At 70.7% G+C, this 24,865-nt stretch carries 12 protein-coding genes; 3 read left to right on the top strand and 9 right to left on the bottom strand.

Annotated elements, in window-relative coordinates:
- Positions 1-25: 25 nt before the first annotated feature.
- From LOZ83_RS28630 to LOZ83_RS28600, 7 genes are read right to left on the bottom strand one after another with little or no spacing between them, the layout of a single operon-like run.
- Positions 26-1,075, bottom strand: coding sequence for a thioesterase domain-containing protein (locus LOZ83_RS28630; protein WP_236794813.1), 1,050 nt, complete (start codon positions 1,073-1,075; stop codon positions 26-28).
- Between the two features lie 2 nt (positions 1,076-1,077).
- Entirely contained in the window at positions 1,078-2,166 is a 1,089-nt protein-coding gene (locus LOZ83_RS28625; RefSeq protein ID WP_236794812.1) for an HAD family hydrolase, read from the bottom strand.
- Entirely contained in the window at positions 2,163-3,305 is a 1,143-nt protein-coding gene (locus LOZ83_RS40575; protein WP_236794811.1) for an acyl-CoA dehydrogenase family protein, read from the bottom strand. Before LOZ83_RS40575 ends, LOZ83_RS28625 begins: the two co-directional genes overlap by 4 nt.
- The gene (locus tag LOZ83_RS28615; RefSeq protein ID WP_236794810.1) at positions 3,302-3,553 is read right to left on the bottom strand and encodes an acyl carrier protein; all 252 of its coding nucleotides are present in this window, start codon (positions 3,551-3,553) and stop codon (positions 3,302-3,304) included. The genes LOZ83_RS40575 and LOZ83_RS28615 overlap by 4 nt, the downstream gene beginning before the upstream one ends.
- Positions 3,554-3,590: 37 nt before the next feature.
- Entirely contained in the window at positions 3,591-4,487 is an 897-nt protein-coding gene (locus LOZ83_RS28610; protein WP_236794809.1) for a 3-hydroxyacyl-CoA dehydrogenase family protein, read from the bottom strand.
- A gap of 15 nt (positions 4,488-4,502) precedes the next feature.
- A complete protein-coding gene (locus LOZ83_RS28605; RefSeq protein WP_236794808.1) occupies positions 4,503-13,562 on the bottom strand; it encodes a type I polyketide synthase in 9,060 nt (3,019 codons plus the stop codon).
- Positions 13,559-18,439: a type I polyketide synthase gene (locus LOZ83_RS28600; protein ID WP_236794807.1), complete on the bottom strand. Its 4,881-nt coding sequence runs from the start codon at positions 18,437-18,439 to the stop codon at positions 13,559-13,561. Before LOZ83_RS28600 ends, LOZ83_RS28605 begins: the two co-directional genes overlap by 4 nt.
- 836 nt (positions 18,440-19,275) lie before the next feature.
- Here LOZ83_RS28600 and LOZ83_RS28595 point away from each other — a divergent pair.
- Positions 19,276-19,821, top strand: coding sequence for an LmbU family transcriptional regulator (locus LOZ83_RS28595; protein ID WP_236794806.1), 546 nt, complete (start codon positions 19,276-19,278; stop codon positions 19,819-19,821).
- Positions 19,822-19,835: 14 nt separating this feature from the next.
- Here LOZ83_RS28595 and LOZ83_RS28590 read toward each other — a convergent pair whose 3' ends face one another.
- Positions 19,836-20,936 (bottom strand): SEFIR domain-containing protein, encoded by a 1,101-nt coding sequence (locus LOZ83_RS28590; RefSeq protein WP_236794805.1) that lies wholly within the window; start codon positions 20,934-20,936, stop codon positions 19,836-19,838.
- A 181-nt stretch (positions 20,937-21,117) separates the two neighbouring features.
- Between LOZ83_RS28590 and LOZ83_RS28585 the strand changes: the two genes are divergently transcribed.
- Both LOZ83_RS28585 and LOZ83_RS40570 read left to right on the top strand, forming a co-directional pair.
- The gene (locus LOZ83_RS28585; RefSeq protein ID WP_236794804.1) at positions 21,118-22,131 is read left to right on the top strand and encodes a sugar-binding transcriptional regulator; all 1,014 of its coding nucleotides are present in this window, start codon (positions 21,118-21,120) and stop codon (positions 22,129-22,131) included.
- A 103-nt stretch (positions 22,132-22,234) separates the two neighbouring features.
- Positions 22,235-23,518 (top strand): phosphodiester glycosidase family protein, encoded by a 1,284-nt coding sequence (locus LOZ83_RS40570; protein WP_236794803.1) that lies wholly within the window; start codon positions 22,235-22,237, stop codon positions 23,516-23,518.
- A gap of 8 nt (positions 23,519-23,526) precedes the next feature.
- Here LOZ83_RS40570 and LOZ83_RS28575 read toward each other — a convergent pair whose 3' ends face one another.
- Complete coding sequence (locus tag LOZ83_RS28575; RefSeq protein WP_236794802.1) at positions 23,527-24,849, bottom strand: amidohydrolase; 1,323 nt, start codon at positions 24,847-24,849, stop codon at positions 23,527-23,529.
- Between the last annotated feature and the right edge of the window lie 16 nt (positions 24,850-24,865).

The raw sequence follows: 24,865 nt of genomic DNA, 5'->3' as shown, positions 1-24,865 counted from the left end.
TCCTCGTTCTCTCGGGTCCGGCGGCTCAGGTGCCCGCCGGGGCCGGTGGACCCGAGCGCAGTGCCCGCCACAGCGAGCCGACGGTCTTGAAGGTCTCCTCGGTCAGGGCGTCGTCGGGGAGCTCGACGTCGAACTCGCCCTCCAGGTCGGCCAGCAGCCGCACCGTGCCGAGCGAGTCCAGGCCGAGCTCGGCCAGCACGCCGGTTTCCGGTAGCGGTGCGTCGCCCGCGTACGGCAGGTGCCTGCGCAGGATCTTCGAATAGCGGTCGAACTCGCCGGCGTTGGTTTTTCCGGTCGCCGTCACAACGTCACCTTCTCCAGCTGTCCTCAGTGCGTCGCGCAAGGTCGCGACGACTCGCTCGTGCACGAGTGGCGCCTGTTCGAGTACCGCGAAATGGCCGCCGTCGAGCAGATCGAGATGGAACTCACAATTGGTCTGGACCTGCCAGGCCGCGAGACCGGCGCGATCGGCCCTCGGATCGCGGGTCGCCCCGAACACGGTGATCGGGACGGCCAACGGCGGCCGGGCGACGTAGTCGTAGGTTTCGTTCACCGCGAAGTCCGCGCGCAGCAACGGTGTGATGAACTCCAGCAGGCGACGGTCGCGCAGCACCTCCTCGCTGGTGCCGCCGAGTTCCCGCAGGCGATCCGCCAGTTCGTCGAGCGACAGATCACGCAGCGGTGCATGCCGGTCGGGCAGCTGCGGAGCCCGCCGCCCCGACACGAACAGGTGCACCGGGGGCGGGCAGGCCGTCTCCGGCAGCCGGTGCGCCAGCTCGAAGGCGACCAGCGCGCCGACGCTGTGCCCAAAGATCGCGTAGGGCATGCCCAGCTCGCCCTCCAGCTGCTCCGCCAGTGCGGCGGCCAGCCGGCCGGCCCGGTCGAACGGCCGCTCGAGCACCCGCGTCTCGCGGCCCGGTGGCTGGACCGGGCACACGTCCAGCCACTCCGGCAGTCCCTCGGCCCACTTCCGGTAGGTCGAGGCGCCCGCACCGGCGTGCGGCAAGCAGAACAGTCGCAGGCGCGCGTCCGGACGGGTCCCGAAAGGCAGCCACCGGCCCGCCGCGGGCGCCACCGTCACACCTCGCCGGTGGGCTCGAGGATGACCCGGACGTACGACGGCGGCTCTTGAACATGCTCCACTGTGGACTGAAGCACCACGTTCGCCCCGTCCCGGCCGACCTCGGTGAAACCGGCGAACGCGTAGGTGATCTGCATCATCCGGTTGCGCCCGGTCTCGACGAAGTCCGCCCGCAGCGGTTTACCGGCCTGTGCGGCCAGATTCATCACGTGGCCGAGCAGGATCGTGCCGACCCCGCGCGACATCACCCGGCACGACATCAGCAGCAGCCTCAGGTACCAGTGCTGGTCACCCTTTTCGACGAGGCAGACGCCGATTTTCCCGTAGCTGCCGAACTTGTCCGTCAGTGACGCGACCAGCAGCAAGTGATCCGGCGACCCGCGCAGCGCGTCCAGTTCCTCGTAGGAGTAGGTGACACCGGTCGAGTTGAGCTGGTTCGTACGGACCGTCAGCTCTTCCGCCCGCTGCAGATCGGCCTCGGCCGCGGGCGCGATCACGAGCGTCATGTCCAGGGTCGCCAGGAAATCTTCGCTGGTACCCACGAAATCGCGTTCGCGTTCGTCCCGGACGATCTGGCTGCGGTACATGTCCCGCCGCCGGGCCGACTCGTCGGTCACGAAGCGGGGCTGGAACCGCGCCTCGCGCAACGCTTCCGGCAGATCGGCCGCGTCGACGCAGGTGACCTCCGGGAGCACGGCGGCGACCTCGGCCCGCTCGAACTCCTGGTCGTCGACGAACGCGAGCGCGTCAATGCCGATGTTGATCGCCTCGGCCACCCGCCGCAACGAGTCGGACTTGGCGTTCCAGCTGATCTGCGGGTGCAGGAACAGCTCTTCGACGCCGAACTCCCGCAACTTCGCCAGCGCGGCGTCCTCGTCGTTCTTGCTGGCGACCGAATGCAGGACGCCGAGCCGGTCCAGCCGCCGGATCTCGGCGACCACGTCGTCGCGCAGCCGGACGTTCCCATCTTCAAGGAGCGTGCCGTCCCACAACGTGTTGTCCAGATCCCACACCACACATTTGATCTGCCCGCGCTTGGGCCGGCTGCCGGTGGCGGCGCCACCGGGGGCGAAGATTCCTGTCATGCCACACCTTCCCCGTATGCCTGGGTGGCGATGGTGACCTGCTGGACCTCGGAGCTGCCCTCGATGATCTCCATCACCTTGGAGTCGCGGAACAACCGCTCGACCGGATGGCCCGGGCCGAAACCGTTGGCACCGTGGATCTGCACCGCTTCGCCGGCATGGCGCGCGGCCGCGGTGGACGCGAAGTACTTGGCGACCCAGGTCGCCATGATCGTCGCGGCATCGCCCTCGTCCTTCAGCCGCCCCGCCCGCTCGTAGAGCAGCCGCCCGGCCTGCAGATCGGTCACCATGTTGGTGATCTTGGCCTTGATCAGCTGGAAATCGCGCAGCGGCCGGCCTTCGACGGACCGCTGCGAGGTGTAGCCCACGCACGCGTCCAGGCACGCCCTGACGATGCCGACGGACCCGGCGGCCACGCTGAACCGGCCGAGGTCCAGCGTCCCGCTCATTACCATGCCCGAGGCGAACCCGTCCGGGCCGACGAGCGCGTCCGGCCCCGTTTCCACCCCGGTCAGCACGACCTCGGCGAGCATGCTCGCCCGGGTGCCGAGGACGTCGGTGATCGGCCGCACCTCGACCCCGGAGGCGTCCGAGGGCACCAGGAACGCCGCGATGCCCTGCCCGGTCTTGGCGAACACCAGGAACACGTCGGCCCGCTGACCGCAGGTGATCCACTTCTTCACACCGTCGAGCGTCCAGCCGTCACCGGCGCGCCGCGCCGTCGTGGTGATGCGCGCGGTGTCGCTGCCCGCACCGGGCTCGGTGAGGCAGAACGCCCCGAGCGCCGCGCCGCTCGCGAACCGGGGCAGCCAGTACGCGCGCTGGGTTTCGGTGCCCCAGCGCCGGACCGCCCACGTCACCATCGTGTGCACGGTGAGCAGGCTGCGCACCGAGGAACAACCGCGGCCGATCTCCTCGTGGATCCGGCCGAGCGTCAGCATGTCCACATCGGACCCACCGAGTCCGGCCGGCAGGAACGGCGCCCACAACCCGGCGCGGGACAGCTCCGCGAGCACGTCCTCGGGGACGCGGCCCGCCCGGTCGAACTCCGTCGCCCGCGGCAGCACGTACTCGTCGACGAACCGGCGCGCGCTGTCCCGGTCGGCGACCTGACCGGTGCGCGCCTGCGCGAGTGTCACGAGACCCCGGCCGGGCTCAGGCGGCCGACCAGCCCGGTCATCGAGGTGACCGAACGGAAGTTGTCGATCTGCAACTCGTCGTTCGGGATGGTCGCCCCGAACGTCTTCTCGATGTGCATCACCAGCTCCATCGCGAAGAGGGAGTTGACGAACCCGAGCGAGAAGATGTCCTCCTCGTCGGTGAACCGGACCGTGGGGAAACGACCGGTGATGAAATCACGGATCTTCCCCGCCGTCGTGTCGGACATGACAGTCTCCTTTCCTCGGAAGCGGACGGCGCCCGCTTCACGCGGACGCGGCGCCGCTCGTCACGTGCTCGCCCGCGGTACTGGTGATCGGCTGTTCGTAGGTGTAGAAGCCCCGCCCGCTCTTGCGCCCGTGCAGGCCGGCGTCGGTCATCTGCCGCAGCAGCGGGCAAGGGCGGTACTTGCTGTCGGCGTAGTGCTCGTAGAGCACCTCGACGCTGTAGAGGATCGTGTCGACGCCGATGAGGTCGGCCGTTTCGAGCGGCCCCATGGGATGCCCGAAGCAGCTGCGGAACACGTCGTCGACGGTCTCCGCCGTCGCGACGCCTTCGTGTACGAGGAACGCCGCCTCGTTCACGGTGAGCATGAGTACCCGGTTGGACACGAACCCGCACGAGTCCTTGACCTCTAGGGGCTTCTTTCCCATGTCCTGCAACAGTTTCCGGGTGCGGAGGATGGTTTCCGGCGAGGTGTGCACGCCGGGGATCAGCTCGACGGCGGTCTTCATCGGGACCGGGTTCATGAAGTGCACCCCGATCACCCGCTCCGGCCGGCTCGTCGCGCCGGCCACGGTGGTGATCGGGATGGCGGAGGTGTTGACGACGAAGACCGTCTCTTGTGGACAGATGCGGTCGAGCTCCGCGTACAGCGCGCGCTTGCGGTCCCAGTTCTCGGTGATGTTCTCGATGACGATCCCGGCCCCGGCCAGCGGTTCGGCCGACACCGACGGCTCGATCGCCGCGAGGACGGTCGCGGCGTCCACTTTGGGCCCGCCCATGAGCCCGCTCAGGCGGCACTCCCGTTCGATCGTTTCCAGCGCCCGGTCCAGTGCCGTCTGCTCGGTGTCCACGAGCACGACGCGGTGTCCGGTCTGCGCCAGGTTGCGGGCCACGCCCGTCCCCATCACGCCGGCACCGGCGACGCCAACCACGGTCATCAGGTCCTCCCTTTCTCAGGTGTGCGAATCGGCGGTCAGTGCCTCGGCCAGCTGCCGGACGGTCGGCCGCTCCAGCAGCGTCGTGACCGGCACGGTGACCGAGAGCTCCCGGGCGAGCCGGGCCACGAGCTGGGTGGCCAGCAGGGAATGCCCGCCCAGTTCGAAGAAGTCGTCGCGGGCACCGATCCGCTCGATCTTCAGCAACCGCGACCAGACACCTGCGATCGCTTCCTCGGTGCCTGCCGAGGGCGGCTCGAACGGGGTGCTCAGCGACGGCCGTGGGTGCAGGTGCACCGGCTCCGCTTCGGCGTGGGCAGCCGGCTTCGCGATCGGCTCGCTGACGGTGTCGACGGTGAAATTCCGGCTCAGCTCGGCGATTTTCGTGAAGTCCTGTGTGGACACGACGGCGTGCGGGAGGCCGGTGGCGAGTACTCGCAGCAATGAGCGCCAGCCCTCGTCGAAGGTGATGCCGAACTTCGCCCTGTTGGCGCGGAAGAAGTCCCGCAACGCCTCGTCGTAGCCTTCGAGACCGCGTTCCCACGCGTTCCACGTCCACTCGCCCCAGCCGACCGCGACCACCGGGCGGCCCGGCGCCGACAGCTGACGGGCGTAGGAGTCGAGGAAAGCGTTGGCCGCGCAGTAATCGACCTGCCCGGGGCCGCCGCCGGTGATCGACGTGATCGAGGAGAACAGCACCAGGAAGTCCAGTGGGACCTCGCCCGGGTGGCCGAGCCGCAACGCGCGGGCCAGCGCCTGGGTGCCCGCGATCTTGGGCGCCAGCACGGGATCCAGTTCGGTGGGGTCCTTGAACTGCATCAGCCCGATGGCCGGGACTCCCGCGGCGTGGAGCACTCCGTGCAGCGCGCCGAAGCGGCTGAACGCCACGTCCACGGCACGCTGGACGTCCTCGTCGCGGCTGACGTCGCCGGCGACGATCTCGACCTCGGCGCCCAGCTCCTCCAGCGCCAGGACCGCCGCGACCCGGTCACGCGACTGCGGGGAGTGCCCAGCGAGGACGGCAGGCCACTCGTCCCGCGGTGGCAATCCGCTGCGGCCCAGCAACACCAGTCGCGCCCGGCAATCACGGGCGAGGCGCTCGGCCATGGCGAGCCCGATGCCGCCGAGGCCACCGGTGATGAGGTACACGCCCTCCTCTCGCAACGGGTGGCCGCCGGCCGGCGGCGCGGGAACGCGCTCGTAGCCGGGAACCCAGCGCTGTCCGCCGCGCACCGCGACCACCTGCTCGTCCGGCGAGGTCAGCAGCTCGGCCACCACCGCCGCCGCCCCGCCCATGATCTCCGGTACCTCCAGGTCGATCAGCCGGGTGCGCACGTCCGGGTACTCCAGCGGGATCACCCTCAGTGGCCCGGCGAGCGTGGCCCATTCCGGCCGGATCCGCTCCGTGCCGAGGACCTGCTGGGTCGCGGAGGTCACGATGTCGAGCGACCAGCCGGCGAGCCCGTTTTCCCTTGCGGCGCGGGCAAAGGCGACGAGGGTGCGCAGGCCCAGGTCGACCGTGCGGCCCTCCTCGTGCTCGCCCGGGGCGCCGGTGAGCGTCCACAGGTGCAGGACCCGCTGCGGGAGGCGGTGTTCGTCCCGCAGCCGCGCCAGCAGGGCGGCGGTGTCCTCGCGCACCCCGGGCCGCACCGTGAAGCCACCGCCGGGATCGCCGCCGAACTCGTCGCCCGGCCGCACGGTGACGATGTCCGCTCCGGCGTCGGCGAGCGCCTTGGCCAGCGCTTCGTCCTCGGCCTCGTCGCGGCGGAAGACGAGCCACAGCCCCGCCGCGTCGCGGGTCCGCGCGGCGGCCGGCTTCCCGCGCCACACCGGGACGTGCAGCCACTCTTCCTCGGGCAGGCGCGGCGTCGCGGTGATCGTCTCGAACAGCCCGTCCGGCTCCCCCGGCTCCGGTCGTTCCCGCACTACCGGTTCCGGTTCGGGCAGCCAGTATTCCTGGCGCTGGAACGGATAGGTGGGCAGCGGCACGCGGCCGGAGCCGCCTGCGTGGTAAGCGGACCAGTCGAGATCCACCCCGCACAGCCAGAACCGGGCGAGCGCGTCGGTCAGCACCTCGTCGTCGGCCCTGCGGTCGTTGGCGGCGGGGAGCGTGGCCACGATCAGCGGCCACCGCTCACGCGGGCAGTCGTGGCCGCGGACCAGCGCGCCCAGCGACTGTCCGGGGCCGACCTCCAGCACGGCGAGCTCGGGATCGGCCAGCAGCCGGTTCACCCCGTCGGCGAACCGCACGGTTTCGCGCAGCTGCCGGGCCCAGTAACCGGGGTCGCACACGAGGGCGGCGTCGGCGGGCTGCCCGGTGACGTTCGAGATGAACGGTATCGACGGCGGCGACAGCGTGATGTTGTCGCGGATCCAGGCCGGCAGCTCGGCGGCGGGACCGGTGAGCGACCTGGAGTGGAACGCGTGGCTCGTCTCCAGCCGCCGGCAAGCGACCTGCGCACCAGTCAGCCGATCGGCCAGCGCGGCGACTGCCTCCTCAGCACCGGAGACCACGACCGTCCTCGGTCCACTGTGGACAGCCAGGTCGAGCACTTGCCCTTCCAGATCACCGAACCGCTCTTCCAGCTCCTCGACCGGCAGCGGCACCGCAAGCGCGGCTCCCGGTTGTCCCGCGACCAGCGCCGCCCGGTGGGCGATCAACTTCATCGCGTCGCGCAAGGAAAAGACGTCCGCGAGGCACGCGGCGACGTACTCGCCGAGGCTGTAGCCGAGCATGATCTCCGGTTGCACGCCCCACGCCTGCATCGTGCGGGCGAGGGCGTACTCGGTGGCGAACGCCGCGGGCTCAGCGACCTCGGGGCGACGCAGCTCGTCGGCACGCGGATCCGCCCCACCTGGGTGCCGCGCACCGGCGAGGAGTCCGACGAGGTCGACACCGGGTAATTCCGTGGCACATTCATCAAACGCGGCGCGGAAAACGGGTTCGCGCCGATACAGCTCGGTGACCATGCCCAGGTGGTGTTCGCCCGCTCCGGCGAACACGAACGCGACTCGGCGGCCCGCCATCGGGTCGGTCCGCCGCAACGGCGCCGGCGCGCCCGGCCGCCCCGCGAGACTCGCGGTCAGCTCGCCGGTCCCGGAGGACACCACGGCGCGGCGGTGCGGGAAAGTCTTCCGACCCACTTGCAGCGTGTAGGCGACATCGGCCACCCGCGGCGCGTCCGGTTCTTCGAGGGCCGCACGCAGCCGCCCGAGCGTCTCGTCCACCGCGGCGTCGCTGGCGGCCGAGACCGGCACCATGTGCATCCGGCGTGACTCGGCCGGGTCCGTCGTGACGACCGCGGCCCGCGGTGGCGCCTCGACGACGACGTGCACGTTGGTGCCGCCCATGCCGAGCGAGCTGACGCCCGCGATACGGGGCCGCCCCGAGGGCCACTCGACCAGTTCCGGGCTCACCGCGAACGGCCCGTCCGCGAAGTCGATCTTCGGGTTCGGCTCGCGGAAGTGCAGCGTCGGCGGGATCAGCCCGGTGCGCACGGTGAGCGCCGCCTTGATCAGCCCGGTGACCCCGGCGGCGCGGTCGAGGTGCCCGACGTTCGTCTTGGCCGAACCCAGCACGCACGAGCCCGGGGCCAGCCCGCCGCCGAAGGCGCGAGTGAGGGCGGCGACCTCGATGGGGTCACCGAGTTCGGTCCCCGTCCCGTGCGCTTCGACGAAACCGACGTCTCCGGCGGAGACGCCCGCGTCGGCCATCGCGTCCTCGATCACCCTGGCCTGCCCGGCCACGCTGGGCGCGGTGTAGCTGACCTTGAGCGCGCCGTCGTTGTTCATCGCCGAACCGCGGACGACGGCCCACACGGTGTCGCCGTCGCGCAGTGCGGCGGCCAGCGGCTTGAGCATCACGACGGCCGCGCCGTCGCCGAACATGCTGCCGTGGGCGTCGGCGTCGAAGGCGCGGACGTGCCCGTCCGGCGAGCCCATCCCGCCGGGCTCGTACAGGTGCCCGACCCGGTCCGGCACCCGCACCGACACGCCGCCGGCCAGCGCCATCTCGCACTCCCCCGCGCGCAGGCTGCGCACGGCCAGGTGCACGGCGACCAGCGACGTGGAGCAGAAGGTCTGGACCGCGACACTCGGGCCACCGAGGTCGAACAGGTAGGACACGGTGGTGGTGAGCGCGTCCTTGTCGTTGCCCATCACCACCTCGTGGTCGCCGGCCTGCTCCTCGTCCCGCAGGTGCTGGTACCGCGACAGCAGGTAGGTGCTGAGGTTGCAGCCGCCGTAGACGCCGACCCGGCCACGGCCCTGCGGGGTCGCGTACCCGGCGTGCTCCATCGCCTCCCAGCAGACCTCCAGGAACAGGCGCTGCTGGGGGTCGGTCATCGTGGCCGCCCGCGGGCTGAAGCCGAAGAACCCGGCGTCGAACCCGCGCACCTCGTCCAGTACCGGCCGCGCGGGCACGTAGTCCGGGTGCCGCGCGAGATCGCGTGACACGCCGGAAGCGACCAGCTCGTCCTCGGTGAAGAAGCTGATGGTCTCGCGTGCTTCGAGCAGGTTGCGCCAGAGGCCGGCGACGTCACCGGCGCCCGGGAAGCGTCCCGCCATGCCGACGATCGCGATGCGCCCGTCGGTGTCCTCGGCGGTGGGCGACGACACGGCCCGGACCGGGGCCTGCGCCCGCACGGGTGTCGCATCGTCCAGGTATTCGGCCAGTGCGCGGACCGTCGGTGCTTCGAACAACGTCACCGGCGAGACGGCCCGGTCGAACTTCTTCTTGAGCGAACCGACCAGCTGCAGGCCGAGCAGGGAACTGCCGCCGAGATCGAAGAAGTTGTCGGCGACCCCGATCCGCTCGATGCCGAGCAGCTCGCTCCACAGCCCGGCCAGGGTGCGCTCCGTGGCGGTCCGCGGCGGCAGGTACGGCTGCGGCAGATCGGGCCGGTCACCACCCGTCACCCGCGGCACGCTCGGCGTCGTGCTTGCGGCAGAACGGGTTTCGACGTCGCCGACCAGGACGAGCACGAACGACTCGGGGCACGCGAGGACCCGGTCGAAGGCGGCCAGTGACTCGGCGGCGGTCATCGAGTACTGCGCCATCGAAGCGCCGAAACCACCGGCGAGCCGGGCTACCGTCGGCTCCCACGTGTCCCACGCCGCGGCGATCCACCGCGTCGGATCGCCGGCCTCGGCGTGCTGCCGGGCCAGCGCCCCCAGCGCCGCGTTGGCCGCCGCGTACGGGGCGAACCCGACCCCGCCGAGCACCGCCGAAGTCGACGAGAACACCAGGCAGAACTCCGGACGCCGTTCCAGCGGCAGCCCGGCGAGCACCTCCTCCAGCACCCGGGCACCGTCGACCTTCGCGGCGAACTGCCGCCCGAGCAGCTCCGGTGTCAGCTCACGCAACGGCTGAAGTGCGGACAGGTCTGTCTCGCCCGCGGCGTGCACGACACCGTCGAGCGTGCCCCCGTCGGCGACGAGCCCATCGACCAGCGCGCGCATGGCGGCCAGGTCCGTGACGTCGACGGGCGGCGCGCTCACGTCCACTCCGGACTCGCGCAGCTTCCGCACCGCCTCGGCCCGCTCCGGTGACGCGTCCACGCCGCGCCTGCTGGTCAGCACCACCCGCCGCGCACCGGCATCGGCCAGGTGGCCGGCGACCAGCAGGCCGACGTCACCGAGGCCGCCCGTGATCAGGTAGGTCCCGCCGCGCCGCACCCGGGTGAGCGCGGGCCCGCCGGCTTCCGCGGAAACGTAATCGGGGAGAAAGCGCTTTCCGTCCCGGTACGCGACGGCGGCGGCCGTCTCGGCGAGCCCGATTTCCCGCGACACCGCGGAGGCGTCCTGCGCCGGGTCGGTGGAGAGCGGGTCCAGGTCGATCGTGCGGATGTCCAGCCCGCTCTGTTCCTGGCGCGCCACCAGACACGCCGGGGTGATCGCGGCCTGTTCCGGCACGGTCTCGTCACTGACGCGCACGGCGCCGGCACCACGGGTCGCCACCAACACGCGCGTCTGGTCGAGACCAGACGCGTCGAGGGCCGCCACGAGCCGGCCGACCTCCAGCACACCACCGGCGCCGGGCTCATCGAGTGTCCACAGTAGACAGAAGGCGAGCTCTCGTCCGGGGTGACTTACGGTCAGCTGGGAAAGCAGCGCCTGGTACCCGTCCGGGTCACCCGGGTCGAGGGTGAACTCGGTTCCCCGTACCGAGAAGGAATCGGCACGCCGTACCGTGACGACCCGCTCGCCGCGGACCCGCTCCGCGACGCCGCCCACGTCGGCCAGCAGCACGACGACCGCGTCCCGCGCGGTCCCGGTTCCCGGCGCGACCCGCCACTGCTGCCGCAGAAGCCGCGGCCCCGCGGGTGCTTCCGGAACGGGCGCGGGAACCGCGACAGGTTTGGCCTGAGCCGGCGGATCCACCCAGTACCGCTTGCGCTGGAAGCCGTACCCGGGGGCGCCGGACCGCGAAAGCCCGCGCCCTGCCTGGTATTCCTCCCAGTCGACCGGCACGCCGGCCAGCCACAGCCTGCCGAGCGCCTCGGCGACGGTGAGGTCGTCGGGCCTGCCGTCCGCGCCGGGGAGCGTGGGCACGATCGACGGCCACCGCGCCCGGTCGCACGCCGGATGGGTGCGCACCATCGACCCGAGCGACTGGCCGGGTCCCAGCTCCAGCAGCGCAATGTCCTCATTGGACAGAATGGTCCCGATCGCGGCGGAGAAGTCGACGGGCGAGCACATGTGCTCGGCCCAGTACCCCGGATCGACGGCCTGCTCCGCGGTGATCAGCTCACCGGTCACATTGGACACATACGGGATCTCCGGCGGGGCGAGCCTGATGTGGGCGCCGATCCACGAGGCGAGCTCTGCCTTGATGGGCGCGAGCATCCGCGAGTGGAAGGCGTGCGTGGTGTCCAGCGGCCGAACCGGCACCTCGGCGGCGTCCAACGCCTCGCGCAGCACCGCGAAGTCCCCCGGCTCGCCGGTCACCACGGTCAGCCCGGGACCGTTGATCGCGCCGATGTCGAGCCCGCCCAGGCCCAGTGCCCGGATCCGCTCGCGCACCTCACCCGCCGCCAGCGGGACCGCGGCCATGACCCCACCGGGCAGCCCGGCGATCAGCTTCGCCCGGTGGGCGACCAGGGCCAGGGCGTCGGGCAGGGAAAGCACTCCGGCGAGCGTCGCCGCGACGTACTCGCCGAGGCTGTACCCGGCCATCACCGCCGGCCGGATCCCCCACGCCATCAGCTGCCTGCCGAGCGCGTACTCGACGGCGAAGACGGCGGGCTGGCTGTGCTGTGTCGCGAACTCCGGCGTGGTGGTGCCCGCGCCGGCCCGCCCGAGCAGCCGTGCCAGACCGTTCTCGGCCGGGGTGTCGGCCGGTTCGACGAGCGGCGTGACCGGATCCGTGCCGAGGTGCTCGCGCAACCCCTCACGGCACTCGTCGAGTACGGAGCGGAAGTACGGCTCGGTGCGGTAAAGCTGCGCGACCATCCCGCGGTGCTGCTCGCCCACCCCGGCGATGAGCCAGCCCACCGGCCGGTCGTGCCGCGATTGTTCGGCTGCCAGCACACCTTCTCCGCCGCGGAGGGCCGCCACCGCGTTCCCGGCGTCCGGCGCCACGAGCACGCGGCGGTGCTCGAACACCCGGCGCCCGGTCTGCAGCGTGTAGGCGGTGTCGGCGAACTTGCCGGCGTCCGCGTCCGCCAGGTGCGTGCCGAGCCGCGTGGTCGTGTCGTCCGCCGCCGCGGCGGACCGGCCCGACCACACGAGCACCTCGTGGCGCCGCGTACCGGTGGGCCGGGCCGCGGCGGCGGGGGCTTCGCCGAGCACGACGTGGGCGTTCGTGCCGCCGATGCCGAAAGCGCTTACTCCGGCGTGCCGGTGACGCCCGGACCGCGGCCAATTCCGCTGTTCCCCCACCACTTCGAGGTCCGCGTCCCCGTAGCGAAGCTGCTCGCTGGGGGTGGCGAAGTTGAGCGTGGCGGGCAACGTCTCGTGGTGCAGCGCGAGCGCCGTCTTGATCAGCCCGGTGACCCCGGCCGCGCGGTCCAGGTGCCCCACGCTCGTCTTGACCGAGCCGAGCAGGCAGTGCTGTCCCCGGAACACCTCCTGCAATGCGGCCAATTCCGCGGCGTCGCCCAGCGCCGTCCCGGTGCCGTGCGCCTCGACGTAGTCGATGTCGGCCGGGCCGAGGCCCGCGCTGCCCAGCGCCTCCAGGACGACGTCGGTCTGCCCGCGCACGCCGGGCGCGGTGAACCCGACCTTGTGCCCGGCATCGTTGTTGACCGCCCAGCCGCGGATGACCGCGTACACCCGGTCCCCGTCGGCGAGGGCGTCCTCCAGCCGCCGCAACGCGACGACCCCGACTCCGCTGCCCACCGGCGTGCCTTGGGCCGCCGCGTCGAAGGCACGGCACGAACCGTCGGGAGACGTCATTCCCCCGTCCTGGTACAGGTAGCCGACGCGATGCGGCACGGCGACCGAAACCCCACCGGCGAGGGCGAGATCGCATTCGGCCCCGGCCAGGCTCGTCGCGGCGGCGGCGACCGCCACCAGTGACGTGGAGCAGAAGCTCTGCACCGCGTACGACGGCCCGGACAGGCCGAGGGTGTGCGAGACGCGGGTGGTCAGCGAGTCCTTCTCGTTGGCGAGCCCGAGCGCCAGCTCGCCCATGGTCTCGACCAATTCCGGGCGCGTCAGCAGGTTGTTGGTGAGGTAGGCACTCCACGCGGTGCCGCCGAAAACACCGATCGGACCGGGAAAGCGGGCCGGATCGCGGCCCGCGTCCTCGAGCGCCCGCCAGGTGTGCTCCAGGAAAAGCCGGTGCTGCGGGTCGAGAATGCGCGCCTCGGCGGGCGGCATGCCGAAGAACTCGGCGTCGAACTGGTCGATGTCGTCGAGCACGGCACCGGCCCGCACATAGGCGGGATCGGCGAGCAGCTCTTCGGACACCCCCGCCGCGCGCAGCTCGTCCTCGGTGAACCGCGAGATTCCCTCCGTCCCCGCGAGCAGGTTGGCCCACAAGCCTCCGACGTCGCGCGCGCCGGGAAAACTGCCGGACATGCCGACGATCGCGATCTCGGGGCCTGCGCCCTCGACGGTGTTCTCCGGGGTCACTTCGTCCGTCCTCGCTTCCGTTCGCCTGCGATCTGTGTGCGGAGCGCCCGCCGTCGCTCGCCGCGTCCCCGGCCGGACTCGGGCGCGACGGCGGTGTCGCCGGCCGCCCAAAGCGCGAAGGCCGCCACGGTCGGGTGGGTGAAAAGCACTGCCGGCGCGATATCCAGGTCCAGCTCCTCCCCCAGCGCCCGCACCATCGCGGTGCCGACGAGGGAATTGCCGCCCAGATCGAAGAACGGGTCGTCGGCACCGATACCGTCGATGCCGAGGAAGCGCTCCCACACGGTCGCGACCCGTCGTTCGAGCTCGGTGCGCGGAGCGACCCAGACGGTGCGTAGGGACGGGCGGGCGAAGCGCTGTGTCTCGCCCGGCGCCGGTGCCGCGAGCGACTCGAAGTCGCCCAGCTTCGCCCAGAACTCGGCCGCTCCGGCCAGGGACTGCCCCAGCACCAGCAGGTTCGGCTCCTTCGAAGCCAGGGCCCGGTCCAGCACCGCGCAGCCGTCCTCGTCGCTGAACCCGTACCGCGCGCGGTAATCCCCGGTCAGCTTCGCGAGCCCGGGTGCCGCGGACTGCCAGTCGTCGTGGCGCCACGGCCCCCAGGCGACGGACAGGACTCGCGTGTGCTCGGAGTCGGCGGCCGCGGCGAAGGCATCCAAAACCGTGTTCGCCGCGCAGTAATCGCTCTCGCCCGGTCCGCCCAGCACGGTCACCGACGACGAATAGAGAACCAGCAACTCCAGCCGTTCGTCCTCGGGCGCGTCCGGGCCCACCACGTCGAGCAGGGGTGCCAGACCGAACGCCTTGGGGGCGAGCACAGCCTCGGCCTGTTCGCGGGTCTTGCGCTGGACGACACCTTCGCCGGGAACGCCGGCGCAGTGCAGAACCCCATGCAGGGCCCCGAAATGTGCTCGCGCCGCGCGCAGTGCCGCGGCCAGCTGGTCGGGGACGGCCGCGTCCGCCGCCAGCACGAGCACTTCCGCACCGGTGGCCTCCAGCGCCAGGATGTCGCGGACGGTCCGGCTGACGCGATTGTCGCGACCGGCGAGATCGGTCCACTGTGGACGTTCTGGCAAGGTCGTCCTGGCGACAAGCGCGAGGCGCCGGACACCGTGCTCGGCCAGGTGCCGGGCGGCGGCCATACCCAGCCCCCGGGTGCCACCGGTGATCAGGTACACGCCGTCCGCGCGCCACACCTCACCGGTGTCCTGCTCGATCGTGGCAGGCCGCCACGTCCGGTGCCATCGGCGGCCACCCCGCCACGCGGTGAGCTCTCCGACTCCTTCCGCGGGTTCCGCGGCGAGCTCGGCGAACAAGGTGTCGCCACCACGCTCGGCGAGGGTCGCGGCTTCGAGGTCGACGCCGCTCCACCGCGGCGAAAGGTATTCGGCCGGGACGATCCGGCCCAGGCCGTGCACCACCGAACGCTGCGGGGCGGTCGCGTCGTCCCCGGTCACGTCCGTGCCGCCCGCGGACACCGTGAGCAGGCGGACGTCCTTCCCCGCCTGCTCGCCGAGTGCCTGCACCAGCAGCAGCAGGCTGCCGAACCCGTTGTCGACGGCCCCCCGCAGACGGCCAGAGATGTCATTCGCCGGCGGGTCGAGCAAACTCCAGCAGTGCACGACCGCACCGTGTCGTCCGGGTTCGGTGGGCAGCAGGTCGGCGACGGCCCGGTAGTGGGTGGCATCGCGAGGGTCGATGGTCACCGTGTCGCCGTTCGCCTCGAACCGCTGCCCGGGCAGGACCTCGAAGGCGGTCCCCCCTGCCTTGCGGACGAGCTCGGCGAGCCTCGCCCCCGCACCGAGGGGATCCGCGAACACCACGACCACGTCCGGCAGCGCACGCACACCGAGCCGCGCAGGAGCATCGCGTTGCCAGCTCGGGACGTAGCACCACGCGGACCCGGGCTCGTACGTGTCGGCTTCTTCGGTGCGCCGCCCTTCGGGCCAGTACTTGGTGCGCTGAAAGGGATAAGTGGGCAGCGAGATGGGCGGGCGCGGCTCACCCGCGACGGTCGGCCAGTCCACTTCGACTCCGGATTCCCACAACGCGCCGATCGCGTGCAGGACGGATTCGCGCTCGTCCGTGCCCGTGTTCAAAGCGGCGGGCAGGGTCGAGAGGACGGTCGTTTCCGGGCGCACAGCGGTGTTCTGGCGGACCAGGGATCCAAGCGTGCTGCCCGGGCCGATCTCGACGAGCACGTCACGGCCGGCCAGCAGCCCGGCCCCATCGGCGAACCGCACCGGCCGGCACAGGTGATCGGCCCAGTAGCCCGGATCCACCGCCTGGCCGGGCGTCAGCCAAGTCCCCGTGAGGTTCGAGACCATCGGGATCGCGTTCGGGCGGCGCTCGACGGAGGCGACCAGCTCGTACAGCTCGTCCCGCACCGGCTCCAGCAGTGCCGAATGGAACGCGTGCGTCGTGCGCAGCCGCGCACAGGCCAGCCCTTGCGCCGTCAGGTGCCGTCGTGCTTCTTCGACCCCTTCCGGGCTGCCGGCGAGCACCGTCATCGACGGGCCGTTCGCCGCGGCGATGCTGACCGGGCCTCGTACCGAGCCGAGCAGCTCAGCGGTCTGTGACTCCGGCACGGCCACCGCAAGCATCGCGCCGCGCGGAGAGCGTCCCACCAGGCGCGCCCGCTCTGCCACCAGGTACGCGGCGTCTTCGAGGTGGAACACGCCGGCCAGGTGCGCGGCGGCGTATTCGCCGAGGCTGTAGCCGAGCAGCGCGCCGGGCCGGATCCCCCAGCCCTCCAGGAAACGGGCCAAGGCGACCTCGACGGTGAAGATCAGGGCGTGGGTCTCCTCGGGAGGAGGCGCGTCGTCCGGCGACGGCTGCCCGGAACCGTTTCGCCCGAGCCAGGACGCCAGGTCCGGACTCTCGTGGCCAGCACTCGCCGGAGCGGAGAACATCGGCTGAAGGTCCACATCGGACCGTTCTCGGAAGTGGCGGAGACACTGGTCGACGACCGCCGCGAACTCCGGCTCGTCGCGGTAGAGCCGCTGCCCGAGGCCGGCGTAGTGATCGCCCACGCCTGGCAGGAGGAACGCGACCTCAGGTCGTCCCTGCCGCTCGGTGCTGTGCGCGTCCACCGGCCCGGTGAGCATCCGCACGGCGTCGGGCAGATCGCCGCACACCACCGCACGCCGCACGCCGAACTGCGTCCGTCCATTTTGGAGAGTGTGTGCCACGTCGGCGAGATCCGGCGCGGGCTCCTCCCGCAGGCGCCCGGCCAGACGGGCCGCCTGCTCCGAGAGCGCGTCAGCGGTGCGAGCGGAGAGGACGAGCAGGTGACCGCCGTGCCGGGCGGCCGGGTTCGGCACCGGCGCGGGTGGCTCTTCGAGCACGACGTGCGCGTTCGTCCCGGACCAGCCGAACGAGCTGACGCCGGCGAGCCGCCCCGAGGCCCCGGCCGGGAACGGGATGGGCGCGGAGATGGCCCGGACGGTGCCCGACACGCCGTCGACGGGCCGGTCGAGATGCAGACTCGGTGGTATTTTGCCATTCCGGAGCGCCTGCACGGTCTTGATGAGGCCAGCCATCCCGGCCGCCGCCAGCGTGTGCCCGACATTGGTCTTGACAGCGCCCACCGGCAGCGGCCATTCGCGCGCGTCCCCGTCGAACACCTCGTGCAGCGCGGCGAGTTCGATGGCGTCACCCAGCCGCGTCCCGGAACCATGTGCCTCGACGTAGCCGATCTGGGCAGGCGCCACCCCCGCGTCCGACAGTGCGTCGCGGATCACCGCGACCTGCGCGGCCCGGTTCGGCGCCGTCAAACCGTTGCTGTGACCGTCCTGGTTGACGGCCGACCCGCGCAGCACGGCGTGGATCCGATGACCGTTGCGCCGGGCCGCGGACATCCGCTCGAGCACCACCACACCGCCGCCTTCGCCGACCGCGAACCCGTCCGCGCTCTCGTCGAACGTCTTGCACCGGCCATCGGGGGACAGCATCGACATCGCGCAGGCCTGGACGTGGAAGTCGGGATGCGTCATCAGTGAGACCCCCGCCGCCAGCGCCAGGTCAGCCTCGCCGCGACGCAGGCACTGGGCGGCCAGGTGCACCGCGACCAGCGACGAGGAGCACGCGGTATCGACGGTGTAGGCGGGGCCGCGCAGATCGAGCAGGTGCGCGATCCGTCCCGCCGCCGCACTGGACGAGCTGCCGAGACCGAAATGCGGGTCGGTCAGCGCCGCGTCCCCGTGGTGGTCGAGCTGGAGCCGCGGATACTGGCCGGTGTCCATCAGCCCGGCGACGAACGACGTCCGGGTGCCGGCGCACCGGGCGGCCGGGATCCCGGCGTCCTCCAGCGCCTCCCACGCCAGCTCCATCAGCAGTCGTTGCTGCGGGTCGGTGCGAAGCGCTTCCTGGGGCGAAACCTCGAAGAATTCCGCGTCCCAGCCGGCGATGTCCGGCAAGAAGGCGCCACGCCGGGGAACGGGGCCCGCGTCCTTGATGTCGTCGCCCCACCGGTCACGCGGCGGTTCGCCGACGGCGTCCACCCCGCGCGCCAGGTTCCGCCAGAAGAGGTCGGGTGTGTCGGCGCCAGCGGGGAACCGGCAGGCGAGGCCGACGATGACCACCGGATCTTGCTCGTCGAGGCGGTCTGCGTCATCTGGCGCCGTTACTTCGTCGCGCCGCTCGGCGTTCCCGCCGGCCAGCGCGATAGCGAGCTGCCGCGGGGTGGGCCACTCGTAGGCGGCGGTCTGGTCCACCGGTTTTCCCAGCCAGTCCTCGAGCGCGCCCAGCAAGCCGACGAGTTCCACCGAGGCCAGACCGAACCGGGCAAAGGTCGAAGTCGGGTCGATCCGCTCAGGTGAGCGGCCGAGTAAATCAGCCAGCCGGCCGGCCAGCCAGTGCTCGATTTCGTCCGCGTTCATCAATTCCACCATTTCCCCGAGCGGAAGAAAGAATTACCGGGAATCCATCCGAAAAGGAGATTCAACAGGACCGAGCAGAAGTTTCGTACAACGAAGCGAGACGTGTCAACATCAGGTCCCCCGGCACCGCGGCGAACGGGCCACTGTCTCGCCGGCGGGACAGCGCGGGACCCCGCCGATTTTTTCGTGAAAACCGCGCGGATCATTGGACAATCACGAATTGCCCGGGCGGACCATCGACACTCTCATCACGAACGACGTGACACACATCGACGGCGGACGTCGCGCTCGCACACCGAATCTGTTGGAACTTCACCAACCGTTAAAGGGGGCATCGTCCTGCTGCTCGGCTTCGGCGCCGATCGACTACGCCGGTCAGGTGATCCGTTGTCCGTGAGCATCTCACGAGGAGCGAGACACCTGAGGCGCAGCCGTACAGCTTGCCGTACGGTCTCTACTTCCAACGGCCTAACACCGGTGGTGCACCGCCGAACACCGCTGCCTTTTCGGGCAGGCCCGTTTACCTCTTCTGACATTTTCTTCGTTCGGCTGACAAGCCGAGGTCGACCACTCGGTAGTTGACACGCGACTGTCAGTTGACCAACGATAAGACGGTGCCACTTAACCGATTTGTGACACCACGAATTCCTTGCATCCGCATCGACGACGACGCTCCGCGACTCGCGTCATCCGATGATGAATCAAAGAAGAAAGTAAGGTGAATAATGGCACGGACGAAGCTAACTGGGGCCCCGGACCCCACGCTACGCGGCGGAAGCACCCCTATTGCTCCGGAACAGCCGTTGTCCACCGGGGGAAAAATCTTACTGACCGGGGTGGGATTGCAACTCCCCGATCGGCTGGAATACGAGAACTGGGAGGAAGCCGGCCAGAAACTGGCGAGGATCGCGGATTCTTCTTCGTGGTGCCTTGGTGACTGGATGATATACGGCGAGAAGGCCTATGTCGACCGCTATCGCTTTGCCATCAACGCCATCGGACTCGACTACCAGACCCTGCGCAATTACGCGTGGGTCTGCCGGCGCTTCGCGCCCGACCGGCGACGCGGAACCCTGAGCTTCCAGCATCACGCCGAAGTGGCTTCACTCGGCACCGCCGAGCAGGACCATTGGCTCGATGAGTCCGAAAAGCAACGCTGGTCCAGGAACAAGCTGCGGGAAAATCTGCGCGCCCACCGGAAAAAGCCCGGGGCGGCGGCGCCGCAACCCGCGGCCATTCCGCAGCTGAGCGTGGCGCAGGAGCGCATCGAACGCTGGCAATCCGCCGCGGAGCAGTCCGGCAGGAGCCTGGAGCAGTGGATCACGGCAAGTCTGGACCATGTCGCCCAGCAGGTACTCGGCGACGTCGGCCGGAGCGCCTGAACGCCCGCGTTACCTCAGCGCCACGGCGAGACGCGCGGCGAGTTCCTCGGCGACCGGACGAACCGCCTGGCGGAGGTCGGCCGTCGAGATCGCGGTCTCCGGTTGGCTACGGACCCGGTCGCGGTGGCCATTCGGCAGCGAGACGGAAGCCCGATGTCGAGAAGGGCGGAAAGGCGCCCGGCGAGCGCGCCGGCGATTTCGTCCCGGTCGAAGATCCAGCCGATCGCCGCCGGGTGGAGCGGTAACCAGCAGGTCCGCTGGCCGTCGCGGCCGACGGCGAGTCCCGTCTCCCGGGACCGCTCCTCGATCGTCCAAGCCCAGGCGAACCTGTCGGAATGGCCCATCCTGAGGCCCGCGGTCACCGGGAAGATCTGCTGGGCCCGGCCGACGTCGGCCAGTTCCCCGGTCACCGCCTCCAGTTCCGTCACGCCGTAGCGGACCTCGGGCGCCGCGGGGACGAGATGAAGTTCCAGGACCGGTGCTTGGGGCCGGCGCTGCGGGAACAGGTCCGTGAGCCACCCGACGGGCGGTACCTCCGGCAGCGCCACCCAGCGCGGCCGCTCGGATTCCGGTTGCGGTGCCGGTATTCCCGCCCCCGGGCCGGACCGGGGTGGGAGGCTGACGCGCGGTCCGAGCGGTGGCCGGATGTGCGCGGCCTGGCCGGTGATCGCGCGCAGCAGCCCTTCCGCCCCGCTCGTGGTGAACGACGTGACCGGGTAATAGTCGGCGGCGGAGGGCTGGAGGAAGTCCGGGATCTCCCCGACAGTATGGCCGGGCAACACTACGGGCAGGATCTTCCCGGTCCACTGTGCACGGTCGCGTTGCAGGAAGTCCCGCAGCAGCGCCGCCTCGACCCGGCCGCCGTGGTTCTGGTCGTTCGGGCCCGCGCCGTCGCCCATCTCGCGATAGCCCGCCGAGGCGATCACCAGGATGTAATCGGCGCCGGACATGCCGCGCCACGCCCACGGATACCAGTCCTGGCGCGCCACCCCCGCCCATTGATCAAGCTCCACCGCGATTCCGCGCGAAACGAGGAAACCGGCGAATTCGCGCACGTCATCGCGGTGCCGCGCACTGTCGTGAGTGTACGAGATGAAGACGTTCGGACCTGTCACCGGTGTTCCTCTTCGCGGCTGGCGTACCGGTGGAAAACGATAGCAATCCGTCCGCCGCCCCAGGTGTCCGGCGGTGACTGGACAAATCCAGGACAACTTCGGGATCCCCCTGCGCCCCCGCGGCTTTCATGAGACATTCTTGATGCGGCGATCACAGGCCGAAACGGGGGGACGAGTCTTGTTGCCGGAGCCTGGCGAGGCCACGAGGCCACCGCGGGTCTTCGTCTCGCGCGCGCGAGATTCGCCGGAGCACGAGAAGTCCGCCCGGGATTTCGCGGCCGCGGTGGCACGGCGGTTTTTCCTGGACGGGAAGTCCAAAAGCGAGATCGGCGAGGAGATGCGCCTCAGCCGGTTCAAGGTCGCGCGGCTGCTTGACGAGGCGCGGACGAGCGGGATGGTCCGCATCGAGATCAGGCAGGCCGGTCATGTCGACGTGGAGCTGTTCGACCGCGTCCAAGAGGCCTACGGGCTGACGCATTCGCTGGTGCTGGATGTCGACGAGTCCGACGTGCAGGCGCAGCGGCAACTACTCGGTGCGGGCTGCGCGGAGCTCCTCGGTGAGATCCTGAAGCAGGACGACGTGCTGGGACTGGCCTGGTCCCGCTGCGTGCGCGCGATGAGTTTCGCGCTGAAAGGCCTGCCGGCCTGCTCGGTCGTGCAGCTCTCGGGTGCGCTGATGAGTTCGCTGCGCCGGCCCGACGTCCAGGAGGACAGCACGATCGAACTCGTCCGGACCGTCGCGAAGATCGCGGCCGGGCCGGCGGCGTACTTCTACGCCCCGATGATCCTTCCGGACGCGACGACGGCCCGGACGTTGCGGCGGCAGCCGGATGTCGCGCGAGCGATGGGCCTGGTACCTCAGGTCACGGTCGCGGTGGTCGGCGTCGGATCGTGGGAGCTGTCGACGGTGCATGACGCGTTGAGCCGGACAGAACGCGAACAACTGCGCAACGACGGCGCGATGGCCGAAATCGCGGGTGTCCTGCTCGACCGCGATGGCCGGCCCGTCACGTCCGGACTCACCGACCGCATGATCACCATCCGGCCACAACAGCTGCACGATGTGCCGGAGGTGATCGGCATCGCTTACGGGGCAGCGAAAGCAGACGCCGTGCGAGTCGCGATCGAAGCCGGCTATCTCGACGGCCTCGTGACCCATCCGGCGCTGGCACGCGAACTTCTCGCAGGCAAGTAACGGACGCCCGGTTCGCCCTTTCTGTTCCGCGCGCTCAGCCTCCTCTCAGCGAGGTGTCCTTACTTTGGGGCATTGTTCTGGCGGCTACCTCCTGTGCGGTTCGGTGACAAAACAAATTCGTGCTCGAGAGAGCGGGCGGCCCGCCGAGGGCGGTGGCGATGAGGGGCTGTTCTCGGGCTCGCTCGCGACGACGTCTCCGGACGTCCTGGAGGGCAGCGCCGCCGACACCCAGCCCATCAAGCTGCCGAAGCGGAAACGCCGGCGCCCCTGGGTGCGCTGGCTGCGCCGCTCGCTGCTGGCCGCGCTGCTCGTGTTCCTCATCGTGGTCGGCTGGTCGATCACCGGCGCGCTCACCGCGCCGGGCACGGACAGCACCGCCGCGCGGCTGGCGGAATGGGGACGCGACCACGGCCTGGGCGATCTCGTGACGTGGCTGGAAAAGCAGCAGTACGACCACAACCAGCCGCCCGTCGGCGGTGCGCCCGCCGGGGGCATCCCGGTGGCGCCGGGCGCGGTGCCGACATCGCCGGTGCCGGATGGGAAAGCCGCGCACGGACTCGCCGCACCCGCGCCCATCACGTCACTCGCCGGCACCGCGCTGCTGCCGGGAGAAGGCCAGTGGCAGACCGTTGTGACCGACCACGGGCAAGCGGCGGTCCGGGTCGCGTCGCTCCGGCCGGACCCGCAGCACACCTCGTTCGTCGCCGGGGTGATGTGGATCGATCCGACCTTCGTGCGCGGGCAACTCCAGCCCGGTTTCGAGGACCCCGGCGGCAAGTGGCGGGCGGCGACCTCGATCACGCCCGCGCTCGAGCACAGCGTCGCCGCCGCGTTCAACGCCGGATTCCGGCTCAACGGAGCCAGCAACGGCGGCTACTTCAGCGAAGGCCGCACCGCGGTGCCCCTTGTGGACGGTGCGGCCAGCCTCGTCATCCGGACCGACGGCACCGCCACCGTCGGCTCGTGGAACCACGAAATCCGGATGGGCCCCGAGGTCGCCAGCGTCCGCCAGAACCTGGTCATGCTCGTCGACAACGGCCAGGTCAACCCCACCTGCGCCACCGGCGGCACCAAGGAGTGGGGCAGCACCATCGGCCAGGCCGCCTACATCCACCGCTCCGCGTTCGGCGTCACCGCCGACGGCGCCGAGGTCTATGTCGGTGGGCCCGCGCTTTCGGTGTGCACGCTGGGAAACATCCTCAAGGGCGCCGGCGTGGTGCGCGGCATGGAACTCGACATCAACCCGGCCTGGGTCAGCGGCACCTACTTCCACGACTCCCCCACCGGCCCGCCCAAGGGTTTCTCGCTCTTCCCCGCCGAGCAGGTCCCGCCGGAGCACTACTTGCACCCCGCCAGCCGCGACTGGTTCGGCTGGTACCTGCGCTGAATCGCGCCTCAGCGGCCGATGCTCGTGGCATTCAAGGCGACATTGGCCAGGAGTGCGACGCCGGTGTCGAGGGTGTCCTCCTCGATGTCGAAGGTCGGCGTGTGGTGACCCGACGGGAGGTTCATCCCGAGGAAGACGTAACTGGCCAGGCCGCCGCGTTCCTTGACGCGCCGCATCATCGCCGTGGCATCGTCGGAGCCACCTGACCGGTGGTGTGTCTGGATCCGTTGTACGGCGGGGATCTTGGCGAACTGCTCGTGCAGGAAAGGGAGCAGGTCCTCGCTGGGATCGCAGTCACCGGAGGCGCCGACGATCGTGAGACTGTGGTCGACGTCGTGCATCCGGGCCGCGCCCTCGATCACGGATCGGGCCCTGGCGAACATCTCGTCGTTCACTTCGGACGTCCGCCCGCGTGTCTCGGCGCGCAGGAAGGCTTCCCGGGCAATCACATTGCGCCCCTCACCGGCTGTCAGGGTGCCGACATTGACGCGGGAGTCACCGCCACTGTGGCGTGGGATCGCGTGGAGATTGGTGGCCGCCGCGGCCGCGGCGAGCAAGGCATTGCGGCCGAGTTCGGGGCCGCTGCCGGCGTGTGCGCCGACGCCGGTGAAACGGATGTCGAACTTGGTCGTGGCCAGATAACCGTGGCCACCGCAGGCCACTTCGGCATGCGGCACACCGGCACCGACGTGCGTGGCGACGAAGACGTCGACGTCGTCGAGGTGTCCCGCCGCGACGATGGAGTGCGCGCCCCGCACACCCTCCTCGGCGGGCTGGAAGATGATCTTGATGCGGCCGCTGAGCGCGTCCTTGTTCTCCACAAGCGCACGCGCCAGCCCCAGCCCGATGGCGGCATGCCCGTCGTGGCCGCATCCGTGCATGGCGCCGGGATTGACCGACGCGAAGCCTTCGCGCGCCGGGCGGTGCTCCCGCGAGGTGGACTCGATGAGGTCGTTGGAGTCGATGTCGACGCGGTAGGCGATGGTCGGGCCGGGGCGGCCGGTGTCGAGGAGAGCGATGGCGCCGGTGAAACCTTCGCCCATCGCGGCGATGAGCCCGGGATCACCACCCTGGGCGACGGCCCGTTCGCGTTCGCGGGCCAGCGCGGCGGGGCCGGGGACGCCCATGCGCTCGTCGTCCTGGCACACGTCGGGGCCGAAGATCACCTCGAGGCCGGCGGCGCGCAGTTCGGTGATGATCCGGGCGGTGGTGCGGAACTCGGTCCAGCCGGGTTCGGCGTAGGTGTGGAAGTCGCGGCGCCAGGCGACGAGCTGATCGTGAAGGGCGGGGGAAACGTCGTAGTGCGGGGTTTCGATGGGGGTCGTGGTCACCCTGGTTCCGTTCGTC

Source organism: Amycolatopsis sp. GM8 (genome assembly GCF_021653975.1).
Classification (GTDB): Bacteria; Actinomycetota; Actinomycetes; order Mycobacteriales; family Pseudonocardiaceae; genus Amycolatopsis_E.
Note: the sequence above shows the minus strand (reverse complement) of the source record. Positions and strands in the feature narration are given on the sequence as shown.

Bases quoted from the DNA above. Each gene is read 5' to 3' on its own strand.
- LOZ83_RS28625 (WP_236794812.1), bottom strand. From the start codon at position 2,166: ATGACAGGAATCTTCGCCCCCGGTGGCGCCGCCACCGGCAGCCGGCCC.
- LOZ83_RS28615 (WP_236794810.1), bottom strand. From the start codon at position 3,553: ATGTCCGACACGACGGCGGGGAAGATCCGTGATTTCATCACCGGTCGT.
- LOZ83_RS28610 (WP_236794809.1), bottom strand. From the start codon at position 4,487: ATGACCGTGGTTGGCGTCGCCGGTGCCGGCGTGATGGGGACGGGCGTG.
- LOZ83_RS28600 (WP_236794807.1), bottom strand. From the start codon at position 18,439: ATGAACGCGGACGAAATCGAGCACTGGCTGGCCGGCCGGCTGGCTGAT.